We start from the raw sequence: 13,014 nt of genomic DNA, 5'->3' as shown, positions 1-13,014 counted from the left end.
GATTTCTGAAAGATGGATGTTAATGATTGATAGTCCGGTTTTCTTGCCTTAACTGAGAATGGTTCATGGTTTTCAAGTTTTCTGTAATGCATCCATTTTCCAGAACTACAATTCGATCAATCTTTTTTAATTGTGGAACTTGTTGATTAAAAATCAATGTAGTGCGATTTTGTATCAATTTTTCTAAAGCGGAGAGCAGATCTGCGGAATCAGGTTCTTGTGCTGCAAATACTTCATCCAGAATTAATAGGGGAGCATTTTTTAGAAATGCCCGTGCGATGGCGAGTTGAATCAATTGTTTTTTGCTGATTTCGTTGCCATTCTGGTTAATTCGAGTTTGTAAGCCTTCAGGCATTCGACGAATAAATTCCATAGCATGGGAAGCATGTGCGGCAGCAGTGATTTTTGCTTCATTGGCGCAACGCATTGCGCCGTAGGCAATGTTGCCGGCAATTCTTTCGTCGAGTAGGAAGGGATCGGCAGATACCAGGGAAATATTTCTATATATCTGATTTGTAGATACTTTATCGATCTGATATTCATCCAGCAATATTCTTCCGTAAGAAGGCTGCCGCAAACGGAGTATCAAATCAATGAGTACATTCTTTTCAGTTTCCGTATAACCCTTAATAACGATGACTTCTGATGGCTTAATCGTTAAGTTTATATGGCTCAGAATGGGTTTGGTTTGGGTCGGGTCACTCAGGCGTATTTGCTCAAATACCAGTTTGCCGCGGATCTGCTGAATACTGAGCGTGCCTATATCCTGTTCGGGAGCGAGATCCAGAAACGAAAAAATAGCTTCTATCATTTCCCGGTCATGTTCAAGTTGTCTGGGAATGCCTGCGATACGCCGAAGCGGGAGAATAAGGAGTAATGCAATGGCTATCAGTGCACCTGCTTCGGATAGGTTCAGCGCATCATTCATAGCCTGTAATGCCATAATGTAAGTAACAGCGATAAGCATCAATGCAGTGATTAACTGACGTGAAGGGATAACTACGGCTTCGATTTTTGCGGATTGCGTTTCAGTGTGAAGCAGCGTTTCTGAAATTCTTCCAAGACGTTGGCTTTCGTCGGCTTGTCCGCCATCCAGCCTGATTTTCCGGTAATGCCTGATTGACTGCGTAATATGCCCGATCAAATCTCTCAAAGTTAATGAGTTACGTTGATTGGTTTTATTGAAATAACTGCGAATCATTTCGTGCACTAATATGATGAATGGTGTTACCAGTACTAATAGCAGCGAGAATTCCTGATTAAGGTATAGCGCGCAGATCAATAATCCAATGATAGAAAGACAATCTTGCCCCAACTGGGCAATGTGACGAACTGTGGTTTGAGTGATTCTGCTGATGTGAGATACCAATGTGTCGATTTGATTATCGTGGTTAAGATGAGCGTAATAATTCACCGGCAGCGACACAAGTTTGTGAAAAAAATCCATGCGCAAATCAGTTTCCAGTTTGCCGCTGATCGTGCTGACATAGTAAATACTGATGTAACCAAAAATCCAACGTACGACAAATAATGCAATGATTGTCAATGATGCCTGTTGTGTCAACGATAAATCCTTCAGAACAAATACGTTTACTAGCATTTGTTCAATCAGTATGGGTAGATAAGCCATACTTGCTGCCAAGCCCAGCATGGCAAATAATATGCACAAAAGTGGTTTCCCATAGGGTGCAAGTTTTTTAAGCAAACGAAGGTAGAGTTGCGGCAGGGTCATAAGTGTAATTCTACATCAACATGCAGTGATTATTGCGTCGTGTAATTTGCTGGAATATGAGCCGGATATAGTACAATCGCTGTTCTTTCTAGTGAATGGGCCCGGATGGAAACGAGCTTTAACAGGTTTGTGAACATCACGAGGTTATGAATGCCAATATTATATACTTCTGATAAAACAAGATATTTTCCAGGTGCGGTTGTTCCTCGACGCAAGGGTATCGTGCTTGCGGGTGGTTCCGGGACGCGGCTTTATCCTGTCACGCAGACGGTATCCAAGCAATTGTTGCCGGTGTTCGATAAGCCCATGATTTATTACCCGCTTAGTACGTTGATGCTGGCGGGTATTCAAGAGATTCTGGTAATTTCGACGCCGCGAGATGTGGTCAATTATCAACAATTGTTGCGTGATGGAAATCAATGGGGATTGAGTATCAGTTATGCTGAACAACCTTCACCCGATGGCCTGGCGCAAGCCTTTCTGATTGGCGAATCATTCATAGGTAACGATTGTTCAGCATTGGTATTGGGCGATAACATTTTTTATGGACATGATTTTCATGACTTGTTGTTGAGCGCGATGCTGCGTACTAGTGGGGCCAGTGTTTTTGCCTATCACGTGCATGATCCGGATCGATATGGTGTGGTTGAGTTTGATGCTACTGGCAAGGTGTTGAATTTGGAGGAAAAGCCTCGGAACCCCAAATCGAATTATGCGGTAACAGGACTCTATTTTTATGATCAGCACGTGGTTGATTACGCTAAAAGCCTGAAACCTTCCAACCGCAACGAGCTGGAAATTACTGACTTGAATCGTATTTATCTTGAACATTCCGCGCTTAACGTTGAAATCATGCGGCGCGGTTATGCTTGGCTGGATACCGGTACGCATGAATCCTTGCTCGACGCCAGTCAATTTGTTGCGACGATCGAACGCCGGCAGGGATTGAAAATTGCTTGTCCGGAGGAAATCGCATTTCTGCGTGGTTGGATTAGTGCGGCACAACTGGAGGCGCTGGCAACACCACTGGCAAAAAATGGATATGGTCAGTACTTGTTACATGTATTGAAACGTGAATTTTGATTTAGGTATATATCGGATGAAATCGACCCCACTTGCAATTCCGGATGTTCTGCTGATCGAACCCAAAGTTTTCGGCGATGAACGCGGATTTTTCTATGAGAGCTTTAATCAACGTAGTTTTGAATCAGTGATTGGAAGATCAGTGCAATTTGTGCAAAGCAATCATTCGCGCTCTGCGCGCAATGTTTTGCGTGGCTTGCATTATCAGATCAAACAGGCGCAAGGGAAACTTGCGCGCGTGGTAGCAGGAGAGGTATTTGATATAGCTGTAGATATTCGTCGCTCTTCACCGACTTTTGGAAAATGGGTGGGCGGAATACTGAGCGCCGAGAACAAAAATCAATTATGGATTCCGCCTGGCTTCGCGCATGGTTTCGTTGTGCTGTCCGATTACGCCGAGTTTTTGTATAACACGACTGATTACTGGGCACCCGAGCACGAGCGTTGTATTGTTTGGAACGATCCAACGCTGGCCATTGACTGGCCGATTATCGGATCGCCGGTACTATCCGGAAAAGATGCATGCGGGGCAACGTTCGATAAGGCAGAAGTCTATGATTAGCTTGCAATTTTCGGTAGCAGATGCAAGCATTATCGAATTGCTCTGAATTAATGGCCAAACAAAAAAACGTTTATTCTTGCATTGAGTGTGGCGGGCAAACCCTGAAATGGCAAGGTCAATGTCCGCATTGCCAGGCATGGAACACTTTGATAGAAACGCTGGCAGAGAAAGCTGTGTCGCGTTTCAGTCCAGTATCGGAAATCGGTCAGGTACAAAACTTAAGCACTATCGAGGCGCGAGAAGAAGCGCGCTGCCCGACCGGCATTGAAGAGCTTGATCGTGTGCTGGGCGGTGGATTGGTGCATGGCGGTGTGGTGTTGCTGGGTGGGGATCCGGGGATCGGTAAATCAACCTTGTTGCTGCAAGCATTATCTTTTATGTCGGCGCAGCATTCAGTATTGTACATAAGCGGTGAGGAATCCGCGCAGCAAGTGGCGCTGCGTGCTAAACGATTGGCGTTGAATGTGCAGTCCGTCGAGTTGTATGCAGAAATTCAATTAGAGAAAATCCAGGCTGTTCTGGCAGAACATAAACCGTCGGTGGCGGTAATCGATTCGATTCAAACTATCTATTCCGAGGTGTTGCAATCAGCACCTGGATCGGTTGCGCAAGTGCGTGAATGTGCAGCGCAATTAACGCGCTTGGCTAAATCGAGTGGTACCAGCATTATTTTAGTCGGCCATGTTACCAAAGAGGGTGCGTTGGCCGGTCCGCGCGTGCTGGAGCATATGGTCGACACTGTGTTGTATTTTGAAGGTGATATGCATTCCAGTTTTCGCATGGTTCGCGCATTCAAGAATCGTTTTGGCGCGGTTAATGAATTAGGTGTTTTTGCGATGAGCGAGAAAGGGTTGCGTGAAGTGAAGAATCCATCGGCATTGTTTCTTTCGCATCATGACAAGCAAGTGCCGGGGTCATGCATTATGGTTACGCAAGAAGGCACGCGTCCGTTGTTGGTGGAAATTCAGGCTTTGGTCGATGAAGCACGCTCGCCCAATCCGCGACGACTTTGTGTCGGATTAGAACAAAACAGGCTGGCGATGCTATTGGCGGTATTGCATCGACATGCAGGCATTCCTTGCTATGATCAGGATGTTTTTGTCAATGCTGTGGGGGGTGTAAAAATTACTGAACCAGGCGCAGATCTTGCAGTTATGCTGGCTGTGGTTTCATCTCTAAGAAATAAACCGATAGCGGAAAAAATGATTGTGATCGGTGAGATTGGTTTGGCTGGAGAAATACGTCCGGTGCAACGAGGGCAGGAGCGACTTAAAGAGGCCGCGAAACTTGGCTTTAAGCAAGCCATTATTCCATTGGCCAATAAACCCAAGCAGGCCATTGCAGGTATCAACATCATTGCTGTCAGCCGAATCGGAGAAGCTGTTGGACAGATGTATTGAAATACTTCATAGGTCAACTGTTATCGACCTCTGCTAGCCTTGAGCCATACGAATATAAAGGCAATTCGGGTCGGTTTTTACAAATAGTGATAGCGCAGATAATTTCTTTCTAGTTCAGTTTGATAAGGAATTCAGAATAGTGCCGGATCTGATTGGATGAACTTGCAGCGACAGCTTTGGATAATGAGTGGACTATCAGTGATAGTCATCATTACGGCAGCGTTGTTGCCGCCTATTCCGCAGTCTGTTGAATATCATCACTTCGCAGATCGGCGTGATCTCTTTGGCATTCCTAATTTCAGCGATGTAATATCCAACTTGGGCTTTTTGTTCAGTGGAGGCGCTGGTTTAATGTTCCTGTGGCGAGTTCAGCGAATGCCAGCGCAAACTACGTTTCATCATGATAAAGAAGGCCTGCCATACTGGGTGTTGTTTTTCAGCATAACCATGGTCGCATTTGGTTCCATTTACTATCACTGGGCGCCGGACATCCATCGTTTGTTGTGGGATAGAATACCTATTGCCGTAGCCATAGCTGCGTTGTTGTCCGCAACGTTGACCGAGCGCGTGAGTGCAACTATAGGTCTAAGGATGCTACCGTTATTGGTAATTTTGGCAGTATTGAGTGTGTTGTATTGGTATTGGACCGAACGACAGGGCAGTGGTAATCTGAATTTTTATATCGTGATGCAGTTTTACCTGATTCTGTTGATTGTCTGGGTCAGCCTGCGTTTTCCATCGCGCTACAGCCGTGGTGGCGATATCTATCAGGTCATTGGGTTGTACGCGTTTGCGAAGGTAGCGGAGCTATTGGATCGATCAATTTTTGTTTGGGCGGATGGCTGGGTTAGTGGACATACGTTAAAACACCTGATTGCTGCATATGCTGCTTATCGAATTGTACTGATATTACAAAAAAGAGTGTTGTTAGAATGATGTGTCGGATTGACAGTGTATATATCAGCTGCAGATTGAGGTGAAATAAATGAATATTACAAATCTTGATATTCAATTCTGGAAAACATCCGGATTTAATTTTATGTGCAGTTTTGTGATGCATCGGAATCCATCGGTACAGGAAAACTTAATCCAAATAAAAAGACAATAAGAAAGAAAAAATCGATCAAAGAGAGTAGATGCAGAAAGTGGTTTGATCAGAGTTTTTACAGTGTCATTTAAATGAATGTTGTTTTGATGCAACACCCATCTAATATTGCCTTGACAGGAAAAAGCACCTTATATAAGCTGCCTAGTGGTCAAATATGACACACTTATATTTGTTAAGCAATGTCAGCGGTAAGCGTTTGAATGAAAATTTTCCAGCCAGAAAAAATGCATTATTTAAAATTGAATAATAAAAATTGGCACGCTCAACCAGAATTTCTTGCAAAAATGAGCAAGATGACAAGTACAATTACTTCGAGGGGAAGATCTTGAGTTCGACAATAATCAAGTTGAACGCTCCGCTAACGCAAGCGCAAGCGTTTGATTTTCAGCCTTCAAGCGAATTGCATCTAACACCGACACCGACACTCAATACGCTCACTCAGCAGTTAGCTGGCTTTGGTACGCTAACAAGTGCTTTGGAATATGCAGCGAAGGGAGTTACGGGGTATAACTTTTATGACGCAAAGGGAAATGTTCGTTCGGTTCTGCCATACAAGACACTTAGGCAGAATGCTCGTATTTTAGCTAGGCGTTTATTCGGTTTTGATTTGCCCCGGGGTAGCCGGGTAGCGATCATTGCTGATACCTCTCCGGAATTTGTTGAGTTGTTTTTTGCATGCCGCTATGCTGGGCTAGTTCCATTTGCAATGCCGATTCCGGTTAATCTCGGAAGTCATGCGATATATGTTCAACAATTGAGGGGCATGCTCGAAAGTAGTCAGGCGAGTATTGCTCTGGCTAATATTGATTACATTAATTTTCTTGAAGAAGCTGTAACAGGCGCAACCGGCATTCGCTGGACAGGGACGCCAGGAAAATTAAATGAGCTTCCTATGCATGATGCAGAATTGCAACCTAATCATCCAGATGAAACTGCGTATTTGCAATTTACATCAGGTAGTACGCGCACGCCACGAGGTGTAGTTATAACCGAACGAGCCTTGATGTGTAATTTACAGGGTATCGTGCGTAACGGTTTGGAAATAAAGCCCGATGACCGTTCTGCATCGTGGTTGCCTTTTTACCATGATATGGGGTTGGTTGGGCTTGTTCTGGCCCCGATGGTTACGCAGATTTCAGTCGATTATTTAGCAACTAGGGATTTTGCAATTCGTCCATTGCAGTGGTTGCGGTTAATTAGCCGGAATCGCTGTACGGTCGCATTCAGCCAGCCATTTGGCCTTAAGCTATGTACGCTTCGTGTGCGGGAATCTGATCTAAAAGAATTGGATTTGAGTTGCTGGCGAGCAGCTGGTATCGGCGCGGAAATGATTCGTCCCGAAACTTTAAGAAACTTTGCTGAAAAATTTGCGTCAGCCGGCTTTGATGAGAATGCCTTTTTGCCATGTTATGGTCTTGCAGAATCAACGCTTGCTGTTACATTTTCAAAAATCAATACAGGATGTAATAGTCTGCAAGTAGATAGTAAAACGCTGATTGATAAAAAAATGGCAGTGAGGTTACAAGCTAATGGTCGAAAACAAAATGAATTTGTAAATTGCGGACGTCCATTGCCAGGGCATATTGTTAAAATAGTTGGCGAAGATGGCCATCAATTATCCGAGATGATGGTTGGGAGTGTTCTGGTACAGGGTGATAGCGTAATGACTGGTTATTATAATAATCCAGAAGAGACGAACAAGGCGCTTAAGCTTGGAAATTGGCTGGATACCGGTGATATCGGTTTTCTGTTTGAAGGTGATTTGTTTATAACCGGACGTCGTACCGATGTGATTATAGTTAATGGTCGCAATATTCGAGCGCAAGATATCGAAGAGTTGGCCGAACAACAACCGGAAGTCAGGTCGCGCGAGGCATCTGCCTTTGGAATTAATGATGAAGATGGTACAACGACTATTGTGCTGGTGATTGAATGCAGACTTACCTCTCCAACAGATCGTCAGTCACTGACGACCAGGTTGCAGCAGCTTGTTTATATGGCATTTGGAGTCAATTGTGTTGTTGAGCTTGTACCGCCACATACCTTGCCAAGAACCTCATCTGGTAAACTCTCGCGTTTTGCGGCTAGACAGGGGTATATTCAAAGAACTCAACTAGTTGATCAATTATCTTTTGTAGAGTCGGGCGACAGATAAAAGATATGCAGAAATTAGTAGCTGTAACAGGTGCTACTGGTTTTATTGGCAGCGTACTAGTTCAAAGACTCATTCAAGATGGATGGATAGTTCGTGCACTTACTCGGACTATCCGTTTCTCAAATACTGAATTAATTCAGTGGATCCAAGGTGACTTAGAAGATTTAAATGCATTGCATCGTCTAGTTGATGGTGTAGCATGTGTAATTCATTGTGCTGCAACAGTGAAAGGAAGCTCTTTCCAAGAATTTGAACGTACCAATATTGCAGGCACAGAAAATATCCTGCGTATCCTGGTAAAACAAAAGTCTTTTCCTCGCGTCCTACTTATTTCTTCCTTGGCGGCACGCCAACCAGAGTTATCCTGGTACGCTCAAAGTAAATATTTATCAGAGCAGAAACTTATCGAACTCTCAAGTCAGCTGCAATGGACAATTTTTCGTCCCACAGCTGTTTATGGTCCGGGTGATAAAGAAATGAAGCCGCTTTTTCAATCTATACACCGCGGATTGTTTCCGGTTGTTGGAAAAATGCAGAATAGATTTGGATTAATACATGTGTATGATTTGGTTGCAGCTATTCAAGCCTGGTTAAATTCCGAGAAACCGATTAATGGAATCTTTGAACTCGATGATGGTACACCTGATGGATATAGTTATCAGAGCCTTAAAGTCATGGCACAGCAAGTATGGAAACGTCCAGTACATTGTATTGTGATCCCGAATCTGCTTATCCGCTGTATTGCACTGATTAATCTATGGTTTGCCCGCCTCTTTCGATACTCACCTATGCTGACTCCGGGAAAGGTTAATGAATTACAGCATGAAGATTGGGTATGCAATAATATCCCTTTGATTAATGCGCTACCTGAGTGGCATCCGAGAATTCGTTTACAAGATGTATTATCTGAAGTAATCTAATTTCAAAATTAACTGTATCAAAATAACCCTATGACTGAAAGTAATTATGATGAGATCATGAAGTTGCTTTGTGACCGTCTAAGCGATTTAACCAATGCGGACATATTGATTACCCCGGAAACAAACCTGATCAGTCAATTATCGATTGATTCCATCAAGCTGCTCAATCTGATTATGGAAATTGAAGATGCTTTTGATATTTCAATTCCTATCAATGCGTTGACAGATGTTCAAACAGTTCGTGAATTAGTTGATTTGGTACATAAAATTAAAACGACATCATCATAATGAATTTACTTGAAAAACTAGATGCTGCTGCGGCTGCAAGAAAGGCACTTTTGCCTGATGGCGTGGGTGCTTTTGGTATTCCAATCGAAGAGGTTTTTTCGGCTACTGAGGCCCGAATTGGGGATCGTCGCGTACTTTTGATGGGAACCAATAATTACTTGGGCCTAACTTTTGCTCCGGAATGTATTCGTGCGGCGCACGATGCGATTGATAAAGAAGGAACGGGTACCACGGGTTCACGAATGGCGAATGGCAGTTATTTTGGTCATCGAGCATTAGAGAGAGAATTTGCTGATTTTTATCAATGTAGCTCGGGCATTATTTTTACAACGGGCTATCAAGCGAACTTAGGCGTTATTTCTGGTCTGGTTGGTTCCGGTGATACGGTTCTGATTGATGGCGACTCTCACGCAAGTATTTACGATGGTTGTATTCTCAGCGGTGCGAATATCATCCGTTTCAAACATAATGACATGGCCGACATGGAGAAACGATTGCGTCGCCTGGGTGATAATGTTGAAACTACGCTCATTATTGCTGAAGGGATATATAGCATGCTTGGTGATCAGGCGCCGTTGGCCGATATCGTGCAATTGAAGAATAAATATGGTGGCATATTGCTACTTGACGAGGCTCACTCGCTCGGTGTACTAGGTAAAACGGGTCAAGGTCTTGTTGAAGAAACGGGATTGTTAAATGAGGTTGATTTTATTACAGGAACTTTCAGCAAGAGCTTATGCAGTATTGGCGGATTTTGCGTAAGTAATCATCCGCAGCTAGAACAATTAAGGTATGTTAGTCATCCTTATATTTTTACTGCATCGCCATCGCCGGCAACAATTGCTTCAACCCGGGCAGCCCTGGAGCTGCTTAGAAAAGGAAGTCATTTGCGTGACAAATTATGGAGCAATTGCCAACAACTCTATTCGCAGCTTAAAGAAGCGGGTTATAAGCTAGGGCCGGATCCTGGGCCGGTCATTGCTGCCATTGTTGAAACGCCACAACAGGCGCTCCTACTCTGGCAACAATTACTCGAACATAATATTTATGTAAATCTAATTTTGCCGCCGGCAGCGCCCGAAGGTAAATCACTTGTGCGTTGCAGCGTAAATGCTGTACATACAATGGAGCAAATCAAATATGTAGGCGATACTTTTGCCAAGTTATATAACCTGATAAACGTTCAAACATGAATTGCTTTCTATTGATTCATTGATGTATCTGTCATTCTCAGGCAATAAAGAAAAAGTTATGAACGAAGTCTTGTCACATGGAATATGTAGTGGGCCGGACATACTTAACTCATACACGAGATCTTACGATGAAAATAATGCAGGGATTAGTAATAATATTATTTTCCGTTCTTTTGCAAAGTAATGTTCTGGCAACCAGTATTGTGTACGATGGATTTACCTGCCTGAATGCAGTTGATTCCAATGATCCAACCCCCAGTATTACGCCGGCTCAAAGTAAGTTTGAGGTTATAGAAAATGTCGGGGAAGGGATATATCGTTTAAGTCTGACAGGCGGTATCCCTCGTTTTGTTAATAACAATCAAAACGTGTGTATCGATAGTGCAACGGCGATTGGATACGCGGGAATTCCTGCGGTTGATGGTTTGCCTCGACCACTGATATCCATCGATGCCACAGCCTATTTCAACGGTCAGGAATTAATGATTGTGATCAGCTCAATGTATACCGACTTGAGCGCGAGAGGGACTCCATTTCTACCTTTTACTACAAGCGCTGTATTTGCACTTACAAACACCCTCATCATGGGATTTAATCCTGATTTATCTTCGTTTAGTTTGAAGAAAGTATTCCGCAATCGTGGATTTACACAGACCAGTGAGTCAAGAAATTTAATAGCGCCGTTTCAAGAGACCGTTTTGCCATCTTTTAATGAGACGGCACGGGATACCCCAAGGATACTTACTCCGGTATCCAATATAGATTTCTTGCTGCAGTAAACAGTTGCGCACATTACTGGGCTGCAAGGTTATTGTATCCGGTGTGCAGATAACGCTGATCGGATAATACAATCATCATATTGATGCTGTTCAGGAATTACGCTTTTATGTGTTGTGGTGAGTAACAACTTCCGGCTTTATAGCAGCTGATTAGCCAAATTCGCAAGGTTTGAGCGCTCGCCTTTTTCCAGTCGCACATGCGCATAAATATCGTGATGCCTGATTTTATCGATCAGATAGGATAGCCCATTACTCTGAGAATCGAGATAGGGAGTATCTATTTGATAAATATCACCGGTAAATACAATTTTAGTGTTTTCACCTGCGCGCGTGATGATCGTTTTTACTTCGTGAGGCGTGAGATTCTGTGCTTCATCCACAATAAAAAAAACATTGGAGATACTGCGTCCGCGGATGTAAGCAAGAGGAGTGATCTTCAGTTTTTCTTGATCAACGGCATCCGTAATCTGCTTATATTCCTTATCTTTCTCAGTAAACAAACTTTTAATGAATTTAAGGTTATCCCACAGTGGTTCCATATAGGGATTAAGCTTTGAGACGATATCGCCCGGCAAGAAACCAATGTCTTTATTGCTTAAAGGCACAATTGGACGCGCCAAGTATATTTGCTTGAAATGTCTTTTCTGGTCAAGTGCACCGGCGAGTGCAAGCAGGGTTTTTCCTGTTCCGGCAACACCCTGCAGGGTGACAAGTTTGACATTCGGATTGGTAATCGCATGTAAAGCAAATACTTGCTCGGCATTTCTGGGTGTAATCCGGAAGGCGGATTCTTTTTCAATACGCTCGATTCGTTGTGATAAAGGATTATAAAATACCAAAACAGAAGTCCGGTTGCTCTTTAGAATAAAATAATGATTGGGTATGGGATCGTGTATGCCGATATCGGCGGGCATGCAAAAATTCTGGGTATAAATGCTGTCGATAATTCCTTTCGTCAATCCCTCGATTACTGTTTTGCCTGTATACAAAGATTCAAGATCTTTGATTTTTCCAGTTTCAAAATCTTCCGCCGGAATATTCAGGGATTTTGCCTTGAGCCGCAGGTTGATATCTTTGGATACCAAGACTATTTTTCTTCCCGGATATTCTTCGTTCAGTGAAATTACTGTATTTAGAATACGATGGTCGGCTGTGTTTTCTCCAAATACCTTGGTAGCATCCAGTCCGATGGCCTTTCCCTGCATGCATACTTTGAAATGACCATGATTGGATTGATCAATGGGAATCCAGTTTTGCAACGAATGGTTTGCCGACAATTTATCCATAATTCGTATGAATTCCCGGGCTTCAAAATTCTTGATGTCATTGCCTTTCTTAAAATGATCAAGCTCTTCCACTACGGTAATCGGAATGGCCACATCATTTTCTTCAAAACTGTAAATTGCACTGTGGTTATATAAGATAACCGAAGTATCAAGGACAAATATTTTCTTCTTTTCCTTTGCTGGCATAAAAAATTGAATTGTTAAGTGAATCGGCCCCGGTTCTTCCGGAGACTGTTTGGTTTGAGTCAAGCTGCATCAGCCAGCCCCGTTAATTGACGATAATATGCCATTTCAAATTCTACTGGTGGAATATTTCCGGTCGGCTCCAGTAACCGGCGATTTGTTAAACCAATCTACCCATTCCAAGGTAGCAAACTCCACTTCCTCGATATTGTGCCAAGGACTTTGAACCGCCCCGGGTTTATCGGAGACTCCATTTCTTGAGAGAATGGAGCTATGAATAAATCGATAAGATACTCACCTGAAATCCGTGAACGAGCAATTCGTA

At 43.2% G+C, this 13,014-nt stretch carries 11 protein-coding genes and 1 pseudogene; 9 read left to right on the top strand and 3 right to left on the bottom strand.

The features are described 5' to 3' along the window. Positions 1–19: 19 nt before the first annotated feature. Positions 20–1,732 (bottom strand): ABC transporter transmembrane domain-containing protein, encoded by a 1,713-nt coding sequence (locus C4S39_RS08560; protein ID WP_103966605.1) that lies wholly within the window; start codon positions 1,730–1,732, stop codon positions 20–22. A 150-nt stretch (positions 1,733–1,882) separates the two neighbouring features. On the opposite strand from C4S39_RS08560, the gene rfbA reads away from it, so the two are divergent. The 9 genes from rfbA (at position 1,883) to C4S39_RS08515 (ending at position 11,220) form a co-directional block, all read left to right on the top strand. Continuing rightward, positions 1,883–2,815, top strand: a complete 933-nt coding sequence (gene rfbA, locus C4S39_RS08555; RefSeq protein ID WP_103966604.1) for a glucose-1-phosphate thymidylyltransferase RfbA — start codon at positions 1,883–1,885, stop codon at positions 2,813–2,815. Positions 2,816–2,831: 16 nt separating this feature from the next. Continuing rightward, positions 2,832–3,377 carry a dTDP-4-dehydrorhamnose 3,5-epimerase gene (gene rfbC, locus C4S39_RS08550; RefSeq protein ID WP_103966664.1) on the top strand — a complete coding sequence of 182 codons (546 nt, stop codon included), beginning with the start codon at positions 2,832–2,834 and terminating at the stop codon, positions 3,375–3,377. Between the two features lie 50 nt (positions 3,378–3,427). Beyond that, positions 3,428–4,777, top strand: a complete 1,350-nt coding sequence (gene radA / locus C4S39_RS08545; RefSeq protein WP_103966603.1) for a DNA repair protein RadA — start codon at positions 3,428–3,430, stop codon at positions 4,775–4,777. A 183-nt stretch (positions 4,778–4,960) separates the two neighbouring features. Further along, positions 4,961–5,713 (top strand): alkaline phytoceramidase, encoded by a 753-nt coding sequence (locus C4S39_RS08540; protein WP_103966663.1) that lies wholly within the window; start codon positions 4,961–4,963, stop codon positions 5,711–5,713. Positions 5,714–6,210: 497 nt separating this feature from the next. After that, entirely contained in the window at positions 6,211–8,040 is a 1,830-nt protein-coding gene (locus C4S39_RS08535) for a fatty acyl-AMP ligase (protein ID WP_103966662.1), read from the top strand. Positions 8,041–8,045: 5 nt separating this feature from the next. Then, positions 8,046–8,960, top strand: coding sequence for an NAD-dependent epimerase/dehydratase family protein (locus tag C4S39_RS08530; protein WP_103966602.1), 915 nt, complete (start codon positions 8,046–8,048; stop codon positions 8,958–8,960). 30 nt (positions 8,961–8,990) lie between these two features. Further along, the gene (locus tag C4S39_RS08525) at positions 8,991–9,248 is read left to right on the top strand and encodes an acyl carrier protein (RefSeq protein ID WP_103966601.1); all 258 of its coding nucleotides are present in this window, start codon (positions 8,991–8,993) and stop codon (positions 9,246–9,248) included. Continuing rightward, complete coding sequence (spt, locus tag C4S39_RS08520; RefSeq protein ID WP_103966600.1) at positions 9,248–10,441, top strand: serine palmitoyltransferase; 1,194 nt, start codon at positions 9,248–9,250, stop codon at positions 10,439–10,441. The genes C4S39_RS08525 and spt overlap by 1 nt, the downstream gene beginning before the upstream one ends. Positions 10,442–10,569: 128 nt before the next feature. Continuing rightward, complete coding sequence (locus tag C4S39_RS08515) at positions 10,570–11,220, top strand: hypothetical protein (protein ID WP_103966599.1); 651 nt, start codon at positions 10,570–10,572, stop codon at positions 11,218–11,220. A 137-nt stretch (positions 11,221–11,357) separates the two neighbouring features. Here C4S39_RS08515 and C4S39_RS08510 read toward each other — a convergent pair whose 3' ends face one another. Next, a complete protein-coding gene (locus C4S39_RS08510) occupies positions 11,358–12,755 on the bottom strand; it encodes a PhoH family protein (protein WP_258039361.1) in 1,398 nt (465 codons plus the stop codon). Next, positions 12,752–12,914 (bottom strand): annotated as a pseudogene (locus tag C4S39_RS08505) (IS3 family transposase); the annotation flags it as partial. The pseudogene C4S39_RS08505 and the gene C4S39_RS08510, both read right to left, overlap by 4 nt. Positions 12,915–13,014 lie beyond the last annotated feature (100 nt).

Source organism: Nitrosomonas ureae, assembly GCF_900108305.1.
GTDB classification, from domain to species: Bacteria; Pseudomonadota; Gammaproteobacteria; order Burkholderiales; family Nitrosomonadaceae; genus Nitrosomonas; species Nitrosomonas ureae_B.
Note: the sequence above shows the minus strand (reverse complement) of the source record. Positions and strands in the feature narration are given on the sequence as shown.

Bases quoted from the DNA above. Each gene is read 5' to 3' on its own strand.
- C4S39_RS08560 (WP_103966605.1), bottom strand. From the start codon at position 1,732: ATGACCCTGCCGCAACTCTACCTTCGTTTGCTTAAAAAACTTGCACCC.
- rfbA (WP_103966604.1), top strand. From the start codon at position 1,883: ATGCCAATATTATATACTTCTGATAAAACAAGATATTTTCCAGGTGCG.
- rfbC (WP_103966664.1), top strand. From the start codon at position 2,832: ATGAAATCGACCCCACTTGCAATTCCGGATGTTCTGCTGATCGAACCC.
- radA (WP_103966603.1), top strand. From the start codon at position 3,428: ATGGCCAAACAAAAAAACGTTTATTCTTGCATTGAGTGTGGCGGGCAA.
- C4S39_RS08540 (WP_103966663.1), top strand. From the start codon at position 4,961: ATGAGTGGACTATCAGTGATAGTCATCATTACGGCAGCGTTGTTGCCG.
- C4S39_RS08530 (WP_103966602.1), top strand. From the start codon at position 8,046: ATGCAGAAATTAGTAGCTGTAACAGGTGCTACTGGTTTTATTGGCAGC.
- C4S39_RS08525 (WP_103966601.1), top strand. From the start codon at position 8,991: ATGACTGAAAGTAATTATGATGAGATCATGAAGTTGCTTTGTGACCGT.
- spt (WP_103966600.1), top strand. From the start codon at position 9,248: ATGAATTTACTTGAAAAACTAGATGCTGCTGCGGCTGCAAGAAAGGCA.
- C4S39_RS08515 (WP_103966599.1), top strand. From the start codon at position 10,570: ATGAAAATAATGCAGGGATTAGTAATAATATTATTTTCCGTTCTTTTG.